19 protein-coding genes are annotated in these 15,761 nt (G+C 66.9%); 15 read left to right on the forward strand and 4 right to left on the reverse strand.

Annotation, left to right across the window (positions count from 1 at the left end; translation table 11 throughout):
- Positions 1-5 precede the first annotated feature (5 nt).
- The gene (gene miaA / locus WFK61_RS10305) at positions 6-932 is read left to right on the forward strand and encodes a tRNA (adenosine(37)-N6)-dimethylallyltransferase MiaA (protein ID WP_336811432.1); all 927 of its coding nucleotides are present in this window, start codon (positions 6-8) and stop codon (positions 930-932) included.
- Positions 933-935: 3 nt separating this feature from the next.
- On the opposite strand, the gene WFK61_RS10310 is transcribed toward miaA, so the two are convergent.
- Positions 936-2,399, reverse strand: a complete 1,464-nt coding sequence (locus WFK61_RS10310) for a GGDEF domain-containing protein (RefSeq protein WP_336811433.1) — start codon at positions 2,397-2,399, stop codon at positions 936-938.
- Between the two features lie 327 nt (positions 2,400-2,726).
- Between WFK61_RS10310 and WFK61_RS10315 the strand changes: the two genes are divergently transcribed.
- From WFK61_RS10315 to WFK61_RS10350, 8 genes are all read left to right on the forward strand, one after another.
- A complete protein-coding gene (locus WFK61_RS10315) occupies positions 2,727-4,490 on the forward strand; it encodes an acetolactate synthase 3 large subunit (RefSeq protein ID WP_336811434.1) in 1,764 nt (587 codons plus the stop codon).
- Between the two features lie 141 nt (positions 4,491-4,631).
- Positions 4,632-5,342, forward strand: a complete 711-nt coding sequence (locus tag WFK61_RS10320) for an aspartate/glutamate racemase family protein (protein WP_336811435.1) — start codon at positions 4,632-4,634, stop codon at positions 5,340-5,342.
- Entirely contained in the window at positions 5,339-6,022 is a 684-nt protein-coding gene (locus WFK61_RS10325) for a glutathione S-transferase family protein (RefSeq protein ID WP_336811436.1), read from the forward strand. Before WFK61_RS10320 ends, WFK61_RS10325 begins: the two co-directional genes overlap by 4 nt.
- Positions 6,023-6,064: 42 nt before the next feature.
- The gene (ilvN, locus tag WFK61_RS10330; RefSeq protein WP_257734534.1) at positions 6,065-6,607 is read left to right on the forward strand and encodes an acetolactate synthase small subunit; all 543 of its coding nucleotides are present in this window, start codon (positions 6,065-6,067) and stop codon (positions 6,605-6,607) included.
- 16 nt (positions 6,608-6,623) lie between these two features.
- Positions 6,624-7,877: an FAD-dependent oxidoreductase gene (locus WFK61_RS10335; protein ID WP_336811437.1), complete on the forward strand. Its 1,254-nt coding sequence runs from the start codon at positions 6,624-6,626 to the stop codon at positions 7,875-7,877.
- Positions 7,874-8,095: a hypothetical protein gene (locus WFK61_RS10340; protein WP_336811438.1), complete on the forward strand. Its 222-nt coding sequence runs from the start codon at positions 7,874-7,876 to the stop codon at positions 8,093-8,095. The genes WFK61_RS10335 and WFK61_RS10340 overlap by 4 nt, the downstream gene beginning before the upstream one ends.
- Positions 8,096-8,166: 71 nt before the next feature.
- Positions 8,167-8,913, forward strand: coding sequence for a helix-turn-helix domain-containing protein (locus tag WFK61_RS10345; protein ID WP_336811439.1), 747 nt, complete (start codon positions 8,167-8,169; stop codon positions 8,911-8,913).
- Between the two features lie 110 nt (positions 8,914-9,023).
- Positions 9,024-9,746: a haloacid dehalogenase type II gene (locus WFK61_RS10350; protein WP_336811440.1), complete on the forward strand. Its 723-nt coding sequence runs from the start codon at positions 9,024-9,026 to the stop codon at positions 9,744-9,746.
- 16 nt (positions 9,747-9,762) lie between these two features.
- On the opposite strand, the gene WFK61_RS10355 is transcribed toward WFK61_RS10350, so the two are convergent.
- The gene (locus tag WFK61_RS10355) at positions 9,763-10,308 is read right to left on the reverse strand and encodes a DUF924 family protein (RefSeq protein WP_336811441.1); all 546 of its coding nucleotides are present in this window, start codon (positions 10,306-10,308) and stop codon (positions 9,763-9,765) included.
- A gap of 142 nt (positions 10,309-10,450) precedes the next feature.
- Here WFK61_RS10355 and WFK61_RS10360 point away from each other — a divergent pair, with 142 nt between their 5' ends.
- The 3 genes from WFK61_RS10360 (at position 10,451) to WFK61_RS10370 (ending at position 12,623) form a co-directional block, all read left to right on the forward strand.
- Positions 10,451-11,116, forward strand: a complete 666-nt coding sequence (locus WFK61_RS10360; RefSeq protein WP_336811442.1) for a TetR/AcrR family transcriptional regulator C-terminal domain-containing protein — start codon at positions 10,451-10,453, stop codon at positions 11,114-11,116.
- Positions 11,117-11,130: 14 nt separating this feature from the next.
- Positions 11,131-12,150: a ketol-acid reductoisomerase gene (ilvC, locus tag WFK61_RS10365; protein ID WP_061966828.1), complete on the forward strand. Its 1,020-nt coding sequence runs from the start codon at positions 11,131-11,133 to the stop codon at positions 12,148-12,150.
- Positions 12,151-12,392: 242 nt separating this feature from the next.
- Positions 12,393-12,623 (forward strand): hypothetical protein, encoded by a 231-nt coding sequence (locus WFK61_RS10370; RefSeq protein WP_336811443.1) that lies wholly within the window; start codon positions 12,393-12,395, stop codon positions 12,621-12,623.
- A 226-nt stretch (positions 12,624-12,849) separates the two neighbouring features.
- Here the strand turns inward: WFK61_RS10370 and WFK61_RS10375 are convergent, their stop codons facing one another.
- Entirely contained in the window at positions 12,850-13,242 is a 393-nt protein-coding gene (locus WFK61_RS10375; protein WP_336811444.1) for a ComEA family DNA-binding protein, read from the reverse strand.
- Between the two features lie 303 nt (positions 13,243-13,545).
- On the opposite strand from WFK61_RS10375, the gene WFK61_RS10380 reads away from it, so the two are divergent.
- The 3 genes from WFK61_RS10380 (at position 13,546) to WFK61_RS10390 (ending at position 15,026) form a co-directional block, all read left to right on the forward strand.
- Complete coding sequence (locus WFK61_RS10380; RefSeq protein ID WP_336811445.1) at positions 13,546-14,373, forward strand: helix-turn-helix transcriptional regulator; 828 nt, start codon at positions 13,546-13,548, stop codon at positions 14,371-14,373.
- Positions 14,374-14,466: 93 nt separating this feature from the next.
- Positions 14,467-14,847: a DUF1127 domain-containing protein gene (locus WFK61_RS10385; protein ID WP_336811446.1), complete on the forward strand. Its 381-nt coding sequence runs from the start codon at positions 14,467-14,469 to the stop codon at positions 14,845-14,847.
- Between the two features lie 26 nt (positions 14,848-14,873).
- Positions 14,874-15,026: a hypothetical protein gene (locus tag WFK61_RS10390; RefSeq protein ID WP_336811447.1), complete on the forward strand. Its 153-nt coding sequence runs from the start codon at positions 14,874-14,876 to the stop codon at positions 15,024-15,026.
- 76 nt (positions 15,027-15,102) lie between these two features.
- Here WFK61_RS10390 and WFK61_RS10395 read toward each other — a convergent pair whose 3' ends face one another.
- Positions 15,103-15,627, reverse strand: a complete 525-nt coding sequence (locus WFK61_RS10395) for a DedA family protein (RefSeq protein ID WP_336811449.1) — start codon at positions 15,625-15,627, stop codon at positions 15,103-15,105.
- Positions 15,628-15,761 lie beyond the last annotated feature (134 nt).

Genomic DNA, 15,761 nt, shown 5'->3' on the forward strand with positions numbered 1-15,761 from the left:
ACCGGGTGAAGGCGGAAGGGCAATTCGGCGCGGTGCTCATCGCAGGTCCGACCGCGAGCGGCAAGTCCGCGCTGGCGATCGAGATCGCGCGCCGCACCGGAGGGACGGTCGTCAACGCCGATTCCATGCAGGTCTATGGCGATCTGCGCGTGCTCTCGGCGCGGCCGAGCGAGGACGAGGAGGCGATGGTGCCCCATCGCCTCTACGGGCATGTCGATGGCGCGGTGAACTATTCGGCGATGCGTTACGCCACCGACGTGACATCACTGCTGGCCGAACTGCGTGCGAGCGGCTCGCTGCCGATCCTCGTCGGTGGCACGGGGCTTTATTTCAAGGCCGTCACCGAGGGGTTCTCGGCGATGCCGCCGGTGCCTGAGGATGTCCGGTCGGCCTTCCGCGCTCATGCCGAAGGTCGCGAGACGAGTGCGCTCCATGCCGATCTTGCCGCTTGCGATCCCGCCATGGCGGAGCGATTGCGGCCGAACGACCGGATGCGGATCATGCGGGCCCTGGAGGTGTTCCGGGCAACCGGGCGTTCGCTGGCGAGTTTCCAGGGCGAGCGCGAGCCGGGGCCGCTGGGCGATGTGCCGACGCTGCGGCTGTTCGTGCATCCCGAGCGCGAGGCGGTTCGAGAGCGGATCGACCGGCGCTTCGAATTCATGATGGGGCAAGGTGCGCTGGACGAAGTCGTGCGGCTGAAGCGGCGCGGGCTCGATCCGCTCCTGCCGATCATGCGCGCCCATGGCGTTCCCGGCCTGATCGCCCATCTCGATGGCGAGATCACGCTGGAGGAGACGATCCGACGTGGCCAGGCCGATACGCGCGCCTATGCCAAGCGGCAGGTGACATGGTTCCGCCACCAGATGGAAGGCTGGGAGGCGATCGCGCCGGAGGCTGCGCTGGAGTTGGCTGTCCGGCGTCTCGGGCTCTGAGTGTCAGGCCGCTTCGGCGACCGGAGCGGGATCGGCGAGGCCGAGGCGGTTGCGGCCCTCGTTCTTGGCGCGATAGAGCGCCTGGTCGGCGCGGGCCGTCAGGGATGCCAGCGTTTCGCCAGCGTGAAGCGCGGCGATGCCGAGGCTTGCGGTGACCTTGAGCGCCAGGGTCTCGGAGACCGGCATCGAACGGGTAAGCAGCGCATCCTGAATCTGGCGGGCGCTCGCCGCCGCGGAGGCCAGGTCGCAGCCTTGCAGCAGGATGCCGAATTCCTCGCCGCCGAAGCGGCCGACGAGATTGCGCTCGTTGCGGAACTGGCCGAGCAGGAGGTCGGCGAAGGCGCGGATCACCGCATCGCCGGCCGGGTGGCCATAGGTGTCGTTGACCTGCTTGAAATGGTCGAGATCGACGATGATGAGGGCGATGTCGGTGCCATCCGCCTCGCTTGCGGTGATGGCGGCATTGGCCTTGTCGGTGAAGGAGCGGCGGTTGAGCAGCGCGGTCAGCGGATCGGTCTCGGCGAGGCGGCGCAATTCGGTCTCGCGCTCCTCGCGCAGGCCGATCTCCTCGGACAGCGCGCGGCGGGTCGCCCGCTCGCGGCCGATCTCCAGCGCCAGCGTGGCGGCCCGCATCTGCAGCGTCTGGTTGGCGACCGTGAGGTCGGTGATGTCCGTCAGCGTCAGCAGGAGGCCGTCGCCGAGCGGAGCGATCGCGACCCTGAGCCAGGTCGTGGCGTCGTCGCGGGTGAAGGAGACCTCGAGCGTGTCGGCGCGCTGCAGGTCGATAGCATAGAGGCAGCGGCGCCAGACCGAAGGATCGGACAGGAAGGTCAGGCTTTCGCGGCCATCGGTGTCGAGCAGGTCGTTTTCCGCGCGTCCGCTCAATTCGGCGGCGCGTCTGTTCGCGGTGACGACGACGGCCTGCTCGATTTGGCCCGCCGCGTCGCGAATGGCGCGCAGGGCGACGATGCCGCTGGGCGAGGAGTCCAGCACGGCATTGAGCAGGTCCTCGCGGAATTGTAGCGGGCGGCTGAAGGCGATGATGAAGCGGCGGCCGTCGCGCGTCGTGGTCGGCAGGACCAGGCGCTCCCAGAGGGCGACGCGCACCGTCTGGGTCGAGCGATGCACGGTGTAGAGCGGGCGATCCTCGGCGATGGCCTGGTCGAAGCTGTCGACCGAGAAGCGGGCGACGTGTTCGCGCATGCCCGAGAGGCGCTTGCCGAGGCGGCTGGCACCGGAATAGCGGATGATCTCGCGCCCGAAATGCAGCCAGCGATAGTCGCCGTCGCCGGTGGGCTCCAGGATCATCAGGTCCTCGCCGAATTCCGGCAGCAGCGCGGCGGCGAGCTTCTCGTAGCCAACGGGCCCGCCATCCTGACGATGAAGCGCGAAGCGGTTCAGAATCCGCGCGATCTCCGGGGCATGGCCACGGGCCGCGATATTCTCGGTGTGGACCTCGTAGTACATATCCGTCCCGGTTCGAGCGGGGAGAACCTAGCGCCGACGGATTGAGAAAGTGTTCCCTTGCGGCATGGCATTTTCCGGACTCGTCGGAAGTGCCGATCCCCCGCACATGTTAACGCTTGACCGGCTGCGCGGCCTCCGTTAGCGTTCGGCAACTTTCGTCAAGGAACATGTGCGCAATGCGCAAGCTTATTCTCGTAGAGGTGCGCTGGTAGGGGCCGGTTTTCGAACCGGGCGTCCCCGACGCCAGCGCACGCCCAGGCCCCTCCGAGGGCCTTTTTTATTGCCCGCATTCCAGACAGACAAAAAGACCAGCCGCAGGAGAGCGTAATGAGCGAGATGATGACCGGCGCCGAGATGGTCGTCCGCGCGCTTCAGGATCAGGGTGTCGAGCACCTGTTCGGTTATCCGGGCGGCGCCGTACTCCCGATCTACGACGCCATTTTCCAGCAGGACAAGGTCAAGCATGTCCTCGTCCGCCACGAGCAGGGCGCGGTCCACGCCGCCGAGGGCTATGCCCGCTCCGGCGCCGGCAAGGTCGGCTGCGTGCTCGTCACCTCCGGTCCCGGCGCGACCAATGCCGTCACTGGCCTGACCGACGCGCTGCTCGACTCGATCCCGCTCGTCGTCATCACCGGCCAGGTCCCGACGCATCTGATCGGCTCGGACGCCTTCCAGGAATGCGATACGGTCGGCATCACCCGCTCCTGCACCAAGCACAACTATCTGGTGAAGAGCATCCACGACCTGCCGCGCATCCTGCACGAGGCGTTCTACGTCGCCGCCAACGGCCGCCCGGGCCCGGTCGTGATCGACATCCCCAAGGACATCCAGTTCGCGACCGGCGCCTATAGCCGCCCGCGCGACAACCAGCACAAGACCTACCGCCCGGTGGTCAAGGGCGACCTGAACAAGATCAAGGCAGCGGTCGAGCTGATCGCCGGCGCCAAGCGCCCGGTCTTCTACACCGGTGGCGGCGTGATCAATTCCGGCCCGCATGCCTCGGTGCTGCTGCGCGAACTCGCGCGTCTGACCGGCTTCCCGGTCACCTCGACGCTGATGGGGCTCGGCGCCTTCCCGGCTGCCGACAAGCAGTGGCTCGGCATGCTCGGGATGCACGGCACCTACGAGGCGAACCTCGCGATGCATGACTGCGACGTCATGATCAATATCGGCGCGCGCTTCGACGACCGCATCACCGGGCGCATCGACGGTTTCTCGCCGCGCTCGAAGAAGATCCATATCGACATCGATCCGTCCTCGATCAACAAGACGGTCAAGGTCGATATCGGCATCGTCGGCGACTGTGCCCATGTGCTCGAGGACATGGTCCGGATCTGGCGCGAGACCAGCCCGCAGGTCGACAAGACCGCGCTGGCGGCGTGGTGGACCCAGATCGACGGCTGGCGCGGCCGCAAGAGCCTCGGCTACAAGAACTCGGACACGATCATCAAACCGCAATATGCGCTGGAGCGCCTCCATGCTCTGACCAAGGATCGCGACACCTACATCACGACCGAGGTCGGCCAGCACCAGATGTGGGCGGCGCAGTACCTGCAGTTCCAGGAGCCGAACCGCTGGATGACTTCGGGCGGCCTCGGCACCATGGGCTACGGCCTGCCGGCGGCTATCGGCGTGCAGATGAAGCACCCCAAGGCACTCGTCATCGACGTTGCCGGCGAGGCCTCGATCCTGATGAACATGCAGGAGATGTCGACGGCGGTGCAGTACCGATTGCCGGTGAAGATCTTCATCCTCAACAACGAGTACATGGGCATGGTGCGCCAGTGGCAGGAGCTGCTGCATGGCGGGCGCTATTCGGAGAGTTATTCGCAGTCCCTGCCGGACTTCGTGAAGCTGGCCGAAGCTTATGGCGGCCACGGCATCCGCTGCTCCGACCCGGCCAAGCTCGACGCCGCGATCATGGAGATGATCGAGACGCCCGGTCCGGTGATCTTCGACTGCCTCGTCGCCAAGGAAGAGAACTGCTTCCCGATGATCCCGTCGGGCAAGGCCCATAACGAGATGATCCTGCCCGATTTCGAGGGCGATACCGGCGAGATCATCGACGCCAAGGGCAAGCAGCTCGTCTGAGGTCGAATCCTGTAGCCGTCATCCCGGACAAGCCGCGCGAGCGGCGCCGATCCGGGATCCATTCCTGAACCGTTCCGGAATGGATCCCGGGTCTCCGCTTCGCTGCGCCCGGGATGACCCTGAGAAATGGGCTAGGACACCATGGCCACCATCGGTCTGATCGGCGGGATGAGCTGGGAGTCGACCGCGGTCTATTACCGGCTCCTCAACGAGGGCGTGCGTGCGCGCTCGGGCGGTCTGCATTCGGCCGACGTGCTGCTGCATTCGGTCGATTTCGCACCGATCGCCGAAATGCAGGCGAAGGGCGACTGGGCCGCGGCCGGCGCTGCGCTGGCTGCGAGCGCGCGCCGCCTCGAACAGGGCGGGGCCTCCTGCCTCGTGCTCTGCACCAACACCATGCACAAGGTCGCGGACCAGATCATCGCCGCGACCAAGCTGCCCTTCCTGCATCTCGCTGATGTGACGGCGCGGGCGGTGCTGGCGTCTCCGTCGCGCCGGCCGCTCCTGCTGGCGACGCGCTTCACGATGGAACAGGGCTTCTACCGCGACCGCCTCAGGGCCTTCGGCGTCGAGGCGCTGGTGCCGGCGCCCGAGGAGCGCGACGACGTTCATCGCATCATCTACGAGGAATTGTGCCGCGGGCGGATCGAGCCGGCCTCGCGTGAGCGCTACCGCGCCATCGTCGCACGCGCGGCCAGGGAGGAGGGCGCCGACGGCGTCATCCTCGGCTGCACCGAGATCGGCCTGCTGCTGTCGCAGGGCGATGTCTCCGTGCCGGTGTTCGATACCACGGCGCTGCACGTCGCGGCGGCGCTCGATTTCGTCGAGGAATGGGAGGCCGCTGCGGCATGAAGCTTCTGATCGGCAACAAATGCTACTCGTCCTGGTCGCTTCGGGCCTGGCTCCTGATGCGCGTGGCCGGCATCGCCTTCACCGAGCAGCTCGTGCCGCTCGACGAGCCCGGCTTCAAGGAAACCGTCTTCGCCGCGGCGCCCGGCAGCGGCGGCACGCTGCCGATGGTGGTCGATGGCGATGTCGCCGTCTGGGAGACGCTGGCGATCTGCGAATATCTCCATGACACGCATCCGCAGGCCGGGATCTGGCCGCGCGATGTTGCGGCGCGCGCGCATGCGCGGGCCGTCTCCAGCGAGATGCATGCCGGCTTCATGGCCCTGCGCAGCAGCTGCCCGATGAATCTCGGCAAGCGCTTCGCCGCGCGTGATCGCGGTCCCGGCGTCGCCCGCGACGTCGAGCGGCTGACGGGACTGTGGCGGCAGGCGCGCGAGCGTTTCGGCGCCGGCGGGCCCTTCCTCTATGGCGCCTTCTCGGCGGCGGATGCGATGTTCGCGCCGGTCGTCACCCGCTTCGATACCTATGGCATCGCGGTCGACCCGGTCTCGCAGGACTATATGCGTGCGATCCTGGCGCTGCCAGCCTATCGCGAGTGGCTTGCCGCCGCGCTGGTCGAGCCCTGGATCGTAACGCAGGACGAGGTCGACGAACCCGCCCTCGTCGATCTCCGCCACAGCTGATCATTCCATCCTCTTTCGCTCCAACCCGCCTCACAGGTCGTCATGTCGAAGCCCGCCACTCACTACCCGAACGCCCCGAAGTCCCAGCCGGTCGCGCGCCACACCCTGGCGGTGATCGTCGACAACGAACCGGGCGTTCTTGCCCGCATCGCCGGGCTGTTCTCGGGCCGCGGTTACAATATCGAGAGCCTCACCGTCTCCGAGACCGAGCATGAGAAGCATCTCTCGCGCATTACGGTGGTGACCTCCGGCACGGCCAGCGTCATCGACCAGATCAAGGCGCATCTAGACCGCCTCGTTCCCGTGCATCGGGTCGTCGACCTGACCGAGCAGGGCGAAGCCGTCGAGCGTGAGCTCGCGCTGGTCAAGGTCGTCGGCAAGGGCGATCATCGCGTCGAGGCGATGCGCCTCGCCTCGGCCTTCGGCGCGCGCGTGCTCGATGCCTCGCTGACTTCCTTCGTCTTCGAACTGACCGGTGCGACCGAGGAGATCGAGCGTTTCATCAAGACGATGACGGCGGTCGGCCTGACCGAGGTTTCGCGCACCGGCATCGCCGCGATGAGCCGCGGCCCGGACTCGATGTGACCACCGGCACCTGCCGGTGACGCGCCGCTACGAGATCGCTATCACCGGCTGCGGGCCGGCGGGCCTCGCGGCTGCCTTGCTGCTGGAGCGCGCCGGGCACCGCGTCACGCTGGTCGAGCGCTTCGCGACGCCGCAGCCGCTCGGTTCCGGCCTGATCCTTCAGCCGACCGGGCTTGCCGTATTGCGCGAGCTCGGCCTTGCCGAGGCGCTGATCGCGCGTGGCAGCAGGCTCGACCGGCTCTATGGGCTCGGCGCGGCCACGGGCTCCGTCGTGCTCGACGTGCGTTATGCGGCGCTCGGGCTCGACGCCTTCGGTCTCGGCATTCATCGCGGCAGCCTGTTCGAGGCGCTGTTCGCGGCGGGGGTGGTGGCACGCGGCATCGCTGTCGAGACCGGCTGCGAGGTCACTGATGTGGAGACCGGCGCAGGCAACGTCTCGCTCCTCCTTGAGAATGGCCGGAAGCTCGGGCCCTTCGATCTCGTCATCGATGCCACGGGCGCGCGCTCGCCCTTGATCGGCCGGGCCTTTAGGCCGGTGCGGCAGCGCCCGCTGGCCTATGGCGCGGTCTGGGCCAATGCGCCACTGGCGGAGGGTTTCGATCCGCATGCGCTGGAGCAGCGCTATCACTGGGCGAGCGTGATGGTCGGTGTGCTGCCGATCGGGCGACGGACGGATGACGAGAGGCTGCTCGCCTCCTTCTTCTGGAGCCTGAAACCGGCCGAGCATGCGCAATGGCAGGCGCGCGGCCTCGAAGCCTGGAAGGCCGATGTGCTCCGTCACTGGCCGCAGACGGCGCCGATGCTGGAGAGCATCACGTCGCCCGAGCAATTGCTGCTGGCTTCTTACCGGCATCACACCTTGCCAGTGCCGGCCGGGCGCGGGCTCGCCTTCATCGGCGATGCCGCGCACTCCACCAGCCCGCAGCTCGGGCAGGGCGCCAATATGGGCTTGCTCGATGCCTATGCGCTGGCCATGGCGGTGAACGAGGCTGCGGATATCGCCGGGGCATTGGAGCGCTATGCGGCGCGGCGGCGCTTCCATGTCCAGCTCTATCAGGCGGCGAGCCGCCTGTTTACGCCGTTCTACCAGTCCGACAGCCGCCTGCTGCCTTTCCTGCGTGATCGGCTCGTGCCGCCGCTGGCGCGCCTGCCGGGCATCGACCGGCAGCTGGCCCTGCTCGTCGCGGGGCTGTATGGCGATCCCTTGCGGGCCCTGAAGCTGGGGCCGACCTTCCCGGCGAACCCAGATCTTGCGAGCGTAAGGGCATGACGACACAGAGCCTCGAACATATCGCGCTGTTCCTCGGCATTGCCGGTTTGGCCTGTTTCGCCTGGCCGATCATGATGCGGCTTTCCGGCAAGGGGCAGGTCGAGCCGCTCGGCAGCGGCAAGAGCCTGCGCTCGCCCTTGTGGTGGGCGGGCTTCCTTTTGACGATCGCGGCGATCTTCCTGCAGCGCATCGCCAGCCAGCAGGACGGGGGCGGCTGAGCGGCCGCCTGAACCATGCCATCTTGCCTCGCGGGGCATCGACGCGCATGACTGGGTGAGGAGGGCGGCCGATGTCGATCCAGCTCGAAGTCCGCAGCTATCGCGGTGGCGATCGGCATCATCACGATTTCAGCCAGATCCTGCTGCCGATGCAGGGCGCCATGCGGCTGGATGTCGAGGGGCGCCGGGGTGTCGTCTCCCATAACTGCGTCGCCCTGATCCCCCGGCATTGCGAGCACGGCTTCGAGCCGAGCAGCGATTGCAGCATGTTCATCCTCGATGTCGACATGGCGGGCCTGGGCAGCGAGGCGCAGCCGGCATTGCTCGGCAGTGCGGAGCCTTCGCTCGTGCCGATCGCGCCCTGGCTGTGGCGCATGTTCCGCCAGCTCGGCGCCGAGGTCGAAACCGGGGCCTGCCCGAGCGGGGCCGCCGCGCGCATGGCGATGACGGCGCTGCATCTGGTCGAACCGATTGAGCGGCCGCAGCCCTGGTCGCGCGCGGAACGGCGCGTGCTGGACGTTGCCGAGACGGGGCAGGGCACAGGCGTCGCCCAGATGGCCCGCATGGCCGGGCTCGGGCAGAGCCAGTTCCACGCCCTGTTCAGGGCGACCATGGGCCGCTCGCCCAAGCAATTGCAGCTCCAGCGCCTGTTCGAACGCGCCGCCGAGCGGCTGGCGACGACGGCCGCGCCTGTCTCGGAAATCGCCTATGATCTCGGCTACCAGAACGCAGCTTCCTTCAACCGGCAGTTCAAGCGCCGCTTCGGACTGACGCCGAGCGAGTTCCGCGCCGCGAACCGCGGGCCGGCAGGGGCCTGATCCCGGCATCGCAGTTTCGGTCAAGCCGTTCGGAGCTTCGCCTCATCACGGCCGTGCCGGCGTTGGCTAGCTTGAGCGCTCGCGATGACCGTCTGAGGAGCGCCCCGGCCATGAAGCTGACCGATTTCAAAGTCCTGACATTCGATTGCTACGGCACCCTGATCGACTGGGAGACCGGCATCTGGAACGCCTTGCAGCCGTTGCTCAGCGCCGGCGGGATCGCGCTGGAGCGCGAGGATGCGCTCGCCCGTTTCGCCCGCTACGAGACCGAGCAGGAGGAGGCGACGCCCTCCCTGCGCTATCCGACGCTGCTCGCCGCGGTGCATGCCCGCTTCGCCCGGGATCTCGGCGTGCGCATCCACGCCGATCTCAACGAGCGCTTCGGCGCATCGGTGGCGGACTGGCCGGCCTTTCCCGATTCAGCCGAGGCGCTCGCCTATCTCAAGCGGCACTACAAGCTCGTGATCCTCTCCAATGTCGACCGCCAGAGCTTCGCCGCCAGCAACCGCAAGCTCGGCGTGACCTTCGACGGCATCTACACGGCCGAGGATATCGGCTCCTATAAGCCCGACCCGCGCAACTTCGCCTTCCTGCTGGAGCATCTCGCGGCCGATTTGGGGCTCGCCGCGCCTGAGGTGCTGCATACCGCGCAGAGCCTGTTCCACGACCATGTGCCGGCGCAGAAGGCCGGGCTGGCGCGGGCCTGGATCGATCGCCGCTTCGACAAGGCGGGCAGCGGCGCGACGCAGGTGCCGGAGAAGCGGCCGAGCGTAGATTTCCACTTCAAGAGCCTCGCCGACATGGCGCAGGCGCATCGGGAGGCGACGGCCTGACGGCCGTCGCGATCTTTCAGCCGCTGAACCCGCCTTCGTCGAGGAAGGCCTGTTCCTGCGCCGTGGTCTCGCGGCCGAGCACGGGATTGCGGTGCGGGAAGCGGCCGAAATCGCGAATGATGTCGCGGTGGATCTCGGCATATTTCACGCCGTCGGCATCGTCCGCGGCGGCGCAGAGTTCGATGCAGCGCTCCTGATCGGCGAGCCCTTCCGAGTGCATGAACGGCATGTAGAAGAAGCGCTTCTCCGGCGGCTGGTAGGTCTCGTCGAACCCCTTGGCGATCGCGCGTTCGGCGATCTCCACCGCTTGCGCGTCGGTCGCGAAGGCGCGCGGGCTGCCGCGGAACATGTTGCGCGGGAACTGGTCGAGCAGGATCAGCAGCGCGTAGACGCCTTCCGGCGTGTCATCCCAGGCGGCGAGTTGCCCCGCTGCAGCGGCCTCATGGACGGGCAGGAAGCGCCCGGTGATCTCGGCATCGAAGGCCTCGTCCTTGGCGAACCATTTTGCGGGGCCGGCCTCGCGCCAGAAGCTGACGACGGCATTGGCGCTGGGCAGGGTCATGAATGGCTCCGTTCCTCGAAATCCGATGACCCAGAGATAATTCTTCTTCGGTGATCCGCCAGTCGCGAATAACGCTTGCGGGCCGCCCGTCGCTGCGATAGATGCCTGAACCGTAACGTACGGTACTGGATTTCGTCCACCCATGACGCAAGGCTCCGCAGAGACGCAAGGCGAGGCGCTGACAGCGCGCCAGCAGGCCGTGCTCGATGCCGTGTTGAGCCTGATGGTCGAAAAGGGCAGCGGGCTGACGATGACCGCGGTGGCGCGGCGCGCGAGCTGCTCCAAGGAAACGCTCTACAAGTGGTTCGGGGATCGCGACGGGCTCCTGACCGCGACCGTGCAGTGGCAGGCCTCGAAGGTGAGGGCGGGCAATTTCGACCGGCAGAATCTCGATGCCGGTGCGCTGCGCGAGAGCCTGAAGGGCTTCGCCGCGAACTGGCTCGAGGTGATTTCCTCGCCGACCTCGATCGCGCTGAACCGCATCGGCATCAGCCAGGCGGCCTCGCGCGACGGCAATCTCGGCTCGATCGTGCTGGCCAATGGCCGCTTCGCCATCGGCGAGCGCCTCAAGCCCGTGCTCGATGCCGGGCGGGAAGCTGGCCTGCTCGCCTTTGACGATACCGAGACGGCCTTCCGCACCTTCTTCGGCCTCGCCGGCCGCGATGTCCAGATTCGGCTCCTGCTCGGCGATACGCTGACGCTGAGCCGGGCCGAGATCGCCGCTGATGCCGAGCGGGCGACCGAGCAGTTTCTCACCCTCTACGGTGCGGGGCGACACGCCTCGAACCGGGACAAGACCAACGCGTGACAAAGGAGACACCCATGCGCGTTTATTACGATCGTGATGCCGACATCAACCTGATCAAGGGCAAGAAGGTCTGCATCGTCGGCTACGGCTCGCAGGGCCATGCCCACGCGCTCAACCTGCGCGATTCCGGCGTCAAGGAGATCATCATCGCGCTGAAGGCCGGCTCGGCCACGCGCAAGAAGGCCGAAGAGGCCGGCTTCAAGGTCATGACCCCGTCGGAGGCCGCCAAGGTCTCGGACATCATGATGATGCTGACCCCGGACGAGCTGCAGGGCGACATCTATCGCGACGAGCTGCATGCCAACATGAAGGAAGGCGCCGCGCTGCTCTTCGCGCACGGCCTCAACGTTCATTTCAACCTGATCGAGCCGCGCAAGGACCTCGACGTGCTGATGGTCGCCCCGAAGGGCCCCGGCCACACCGTCCGCTCCGAGTATCAGCGCGGCGGCGGCGTGCCGACCCTGATCGCGATCCACCAGGACGCGACCGGCAACGCCCATGACCTCGGCCTGTCCTACGCCTCGGCCAATGGCGGCGGCCGCGCCGGCATCATCGAGACCACCTTCAAGGAAGAGTGCGAGACCGATCTCTTCGGCGAGCAGGTCGTGCTCTGCGGCGGTCTGGTCGAGCTGATCAAGGCCGGTTACGAGACGCTGACCGAGGCCGGCTACGCTCCCGAAATGGCCTATTTCGAGTGCCTCCACGAGGTGAAGCTGATCGTGGACCTGATCTACGAAGGCGGCATCGCCAACATGAACTACTCGATCTCGAACACCGCCGAGTACGGTGAGTACGTCACCGGCCCGCGGATCATCACGGCCGAGACCAAGGCTGAGATGAAGCGCGTCCTCACCGACATCCAGTCGGGCAAGTTCACCCGCGACTGGATGCTCGAGAACAAGGTCAACCAGACCTCGTTCAAGGCGACCCGCGCCCGCTACGCCGCTCACCCGATTGAGGAAGTCGGCGCCAAGCTCCGCGACATGATGCCGTGGATCAAGGCCAAGGCCCTGGTCGACAAGACCAAGAACTGAGCTGGTACAGGCTTGCCCGGCGATGGTCGGGTAGGCTTCCCAGATCGATTCAAGAGGTTCCGGATTTGATTCCGGATCGTCTTGCAATCGACTGATCCGATTGGATTTTCTGTTGGCGGGCGGTGGCCGAGAGGTTGCCGCCCGCTTTCGTTTTGGCTCTGGTTGGAACCCTCCGGGCGCCCCGGGCGTTTTCCTTGCGGTGCATGGCCGGAAAGGCCAGCGACAGACCAAGGGAGACGGTCATGACGGTCGATACGCGACCCAGAGTACCGGTTCAGGATCCCGAGCTTCTGCGTGGCGGCGATCCGATTCCGCCGATGCGGGCCGATGATCACAGCGACGCCGACCCGGCAGTGGAAACGCCGGTGGAGGCGCGGCAGGGCTTTCTCGACCGGCCGGTGCTGATGGTTCTGGTCGGAGGGCTCGTCATGGTGACGATCGCCTGGATCGTGATCGAGGCCACCATCTATTGAACGTGAGTTTTGCGAAGCCGTTCGTGTTTGCCCGCCATAGGGGAGGCCGTGATGGAACTCTTACGCATTCTTGAGACGCCGGTCGGTATCCGCGTCGTGATGGCGCTGTCGCTGGCGATGATGCTGGCGGTGATCCTCGGCCTAGCCTGAGACACCGCTCCGAAACATGAAACTGAAAGAAGCCTCCGGCGCCGGGCGCCGGAGGCTTTTTGCATGGGCCTGCCGATCAGAAGGTGATCTTGTCCTTGATGTCGGCCTCGACATTGGACGGCAGGGTGCCGCGTTTCACGAGGTCGGCGAAATCCTTGAACTTCGCCTTGCCGCGCTCCTCGATGATCTTCTTGGAGCGGGCCTCGCCAATGCCCTTGAGCGTGTCGAGCTCGGCGGCGGTCGCGGTGTTGATGTTGATCTTCTTGGCCTGGGCGGCTGCGGGCGTAGCGACGGCCGAGGTCGCGGGCTTCGCGGCGGGGGCGGCCTGCGCTGCCGGAGCAGCCGGCGCGGTCACGGGCGCGGCGGGCTTGGCCGGGGTAGCGGGAGCCGGCGTCGCGGTCTGGGCGAAGGCCTGGCCGCCCATGGCGGCAAGCGCGACGAGGGGGATGAGGAAACGAGACATCGTCATGACTGGGACCTCGTGGGTCGGCCCGGATCATCGCATCCGCCGGGGGCCGGGTCCCTCCGCCGGACGACGCTGGCGGCCTTGAGGCCGATCAGCGTGTCGCGCCGGGCTTCACCGTTGGGGTGTGCCGCGATGCGACGACGCGAATAGGCGCCTTTCGATTTGAACGCTCCCCGAATGCCGCGTTCACCGGGCAGTCAGCTTTCCGGCAGCCTCAGGCCAGGCCGCTTGCGCTGCTGACAATCACCGCCCCTCGACTGCCGTAAGGCTTTGCCTGTCGCGATGCGAAGCTCCGGAGAGGCGGCCATGGCGGATTTCTCGATCAGCAATTTGCTCGACACCAAGATCGCCGTCGTTCGGGATGTGGTCTGCTCCGGCGAATGCCGGCATCGCAGCGACGAGGAATGCACGCACAGGACCCATCTGGTCTTTCCGTATCGCGGCCTGTTCGTCCGCCATGTCGGCCGCGAGGATGTGGTCGCGGAGAGCAATCAGCTGCTGTGCTTCAACCCTTATGAGGGCTATCAGGTCAGCCATCCCGTGGCCGGAGGCGACGCCTGCCTCGATCTGCAGCTGGACGAAGCTGTCCTGCATGAATTGGTGCCGGCCGAATTGCTCCAGCGAGGCACGAACGCGCTCGCGATGCAGCGGCGACGCATCGATCCGCGGGCGCAGGCCCTCGTCGCGCTGCTGCGGCACAGCCTGCATCGTGGCGTGGCCGAAACGCTCGAGGCCGAGACGCTGGTCCTCACGCTGGTGCGGCGAGCGTTCGGCGAAAGGACTTCCCATGGCGTGCGCGGCTCCGCCGGGCGGCGCAAGCTCGTCGACCGTGCGAAGCTGGTGATCGCGAGCGACCTCGCCCAGCGCTGGACGCTTGCGGAGATCGCGGACGAGGTCGGCGTTTCGCCGGTCTACCTGACGCAGGTCTTCAGTCAGGTCGAGGGGATGCCGCTCTATCGCTATCAGTTGCGCCTGCGGCTCGGCCGCGCGCTCGATCTACTGGGCGCGTGCGACGACCTCACCCAGCTCGGGCTGGAACTGGGCTTTTCCAGCCACAGCCATTTCAGCGCCGCCTTCCGTCAGGCCTACGGCCGCAGCCCGGCGGAGTTCCAGCGATCGCTGCGTCTCCGCTGACATCAGCTGTCACAGGCCGCGAAAGATTCCGACAGCGGCTGTCAGTCCCCTGGTGTCTCCTCAGGTCATCACCTCTGACCAGGGAGACATAACATGATCAGCTTCATCATCGGGGCGGCCAAGCCTGCCTCCATCGCAATGCGGGCTCTCGGCCGGTTTGTCGGGGGCATCGAGAGCTGGCTGCGGTCTCGCCGCGACTACAGCAGGCTTTGCGAAATGAGCGAGCGCGACCTGCGCGATCTCGGCTTGCGCGGCAGCGACCTGCGCGATGCTTCGGCCGCTCCCTTTTTCGGCGACCCGACCGCGATCATTTCGCTGCGGGCCGAGGAGCGGCGCGGATTGGCGGGCGGCGAAGGTGTCGACGACATCCTGCGCGGCCTCAGCGCGGGCAGCCCGAGCCGCCCCGAGCGGATCGCTAAAGAATCCGACAGCGGCGCTTTTCGCGGCGTGGTCTGTCTCGGGGCGGCCGACTGACCGGCCCGGATCAAGGAGACCAAGCCATGAGCGGAACTTGTGCAGCCTGCGATTGCGAACTCGATGAGAACACGGTCCAGGTGACGATCGGCGGCAATACCGTCGAAGTCTGCTGCGACGACTGCGCCCAGGCGCTGCGCGAGGCCGAGGCGGCCTCGGCCCAGGGCAGCGCAGGCTGAGCGATCCAGCCGATGCCGGCCGTGTCATGCGGCCGGCATTTTTGTTTGTTGAAGCGACCCAATCCTCGGTGGTCGGTCAGCGCGCCAGGAATTCGCTGAAGCGGCCGACCGCGTAGAGCAGGCCGAACCCCCAGGCGAAGGAGGCCAGCCAGTTGGCGAGCTGGAAGGCCCAGAACGGCATCGCGACGATGCCGGCGACGATGGCGATGACGGCCCGCAGCGGGCCGAAGAAATGACCGATCAGGATGCTCGCGATGCCCCATTTCTCGAAGAAGGCATGGCCGCGGTCGAGCAATTGCGGATTGTTCCGGAACGGCCAGTATTCGTGGACGCGCGGCCCCAGATGGACGCCGGCGACATAGGACACCCAGAAGCCGCTGCCCGCGCCGAGCGAGGCCGCCAGCGCCAGCGGCACGAGATTGAGGCCCGAAGCTCCGGCGACGGCGCCGAAGGTGGTGAAGAACACGGTCGCCGGCACCAGCCACGAGAGAATCGCGACGCATTCGGCGAAGGCCACCGCGAAGACGATCGGGACCGCCCATTGCTGATGGGTCTGCATGAAGTCGACGAGCGCCTTCATGGCTTGTTCCAGTTCGGCCATGGCGTTCGGCTCGGCTCCAGCGGGGTCGGGTCGGTCTCGCCATATGGCCGTGTCGGCGAAACGATGCAAGCGACGGGCCGCCGCAGGGCGGGGCGTTGCCTTCCCCGGTCGATCGCCTATTAATTCCGGCAACG

It is taken from the genome of Allobosea sp. MMO-172 (assembly GCF_037147855.1).
Classification (GTDB): domain Bacteria; phylum Pseudomonadota; class Alphaproteobacteria; order Rhizobiales; family Beijerinckiaceae; genus Allobosea.

Excerpts from the sequence above, each read along its gene's own strand:
- WFK61_RS10310 (WP_336811433.1), bottom strand. The coding sequence starts at position 2,399 with ATGTACTACGAGGTCCACACCGAGAATATCGCGGCCCGTGGCCATGCC.
- WFK61_RS10320 (WP_336811435.1), top strand. The coding sequence starts at position 4,632 with ATGGCCACCATCGGTCTGATCGGCGGGATGAGCTGGGAGTCGACCGCG.
- WFK61_RS10390 (WP_336811447.1), top strand. The coding sequence starts at position 14,874 with ATGAGCGGAACTTGTGCAGCCTGCGATTGCGAACTCGATGAGAACACG.
- WFK61_RS10395 (WP_336811449.1), bottom strand. The coding sequence starts at position 15,627 with ATGGCCGAACTGGAACAAGCCATGAAGGCGCTCGTCGACTTCATGCAG.
- WFK61_RS10360 (WP_336811442.1), top strand. The coding sequence starts at position 10,451 with ATGACGCAAGGCTCCGCAGAGACGCAAGGCGAGGCGCTGACAGCGCGC.
- WFK61_RS10385 (WP_336811446.1), top strand. The coding sequence starts at position 14,467 with ATGATCAGCTTCATCATCGGGGCGGCCAAGCCTGCCTCCATCGCAATG.
- WFK61_RS10375 (WP_336811444.1), bottom strand. The coding sequence starts at position 13,242 with ATGACGATGTCTCGTTTCCTCATCCCCCTCGTCGCGCTTGCCGCCATG.
- WFK61_RS10315 (WP_336811434.1), top strand. The coding sequence starts at position 2,727 with ATGAGCGAGATGATGACCGGCGCCGAGATGGTCGTCCGCGCGCTTCAG.
- WFK61_RS10355 (WP_336811441.1), bottom strand. The coding sequence starts at position 10,308 with ATGACCCTGCCCAGCGCCAATGCCGTCGTCAGCTTCTGGCGCGAGGCC.
- WFK61_RS10325 (WP_336811436.1), top strand. The coding sequence starts at position 5,339 with ATGAAGCTTCTGATCGGCAACAAATGCTACTCGTCCTGGTCGCTTCGG.
- ilvC (WP_061966828.1), top strand. The coding sequence starts at position 11,131 with ATGCGCGTTTATTACGATCGTGATGCCGACATCAACCTGATCAAGGGC.
- WFK61_RS10350 (WP_336811440.1), top strand. The coding sequence starts at position 9,024 with ATGAAGCTGACCGATTTCAAAGTCCTGACATTCGATTGCTACGGCACC.
- WFK61_RS10370 (WP_336811443.1), top strand. The coding sequence starts at position 12,393 with ATGACGGTCGATACGCGACCCAGAGTACCGGTTCAGGATCCCGAGCTT.
- WFK61_RS10345 (WP_336811439.1), top strand. The coding sequence starts at position 8,167 with ATGTCGATCCAGCTCGAAGTCCGCAGCTATCGCGGTGGCGATCGGCAT.
- ilvN (WP_257734534.1), top strand. The coding sequence starts at position 6,065 with ATGTCGAAGCCCGCCACTCACTACCCGAACGCCCCGAAGTCCCAGCCG.
- WFK61_RS10340 (WP_336811438.1), top strand. The coding sequence starts at position 7,874 with ATGACGACACAGAGCCTCGAACATATCGCGCTGTTCCTCGGCATTGCC.
- WFK61_RS10380 (WP_336811445.1), top strand. The coding sequence starts at position 13,546 with ATGGCGGATTTCTCGATCAGCAATTTGCTCGACACCAAGATCGCCGTC.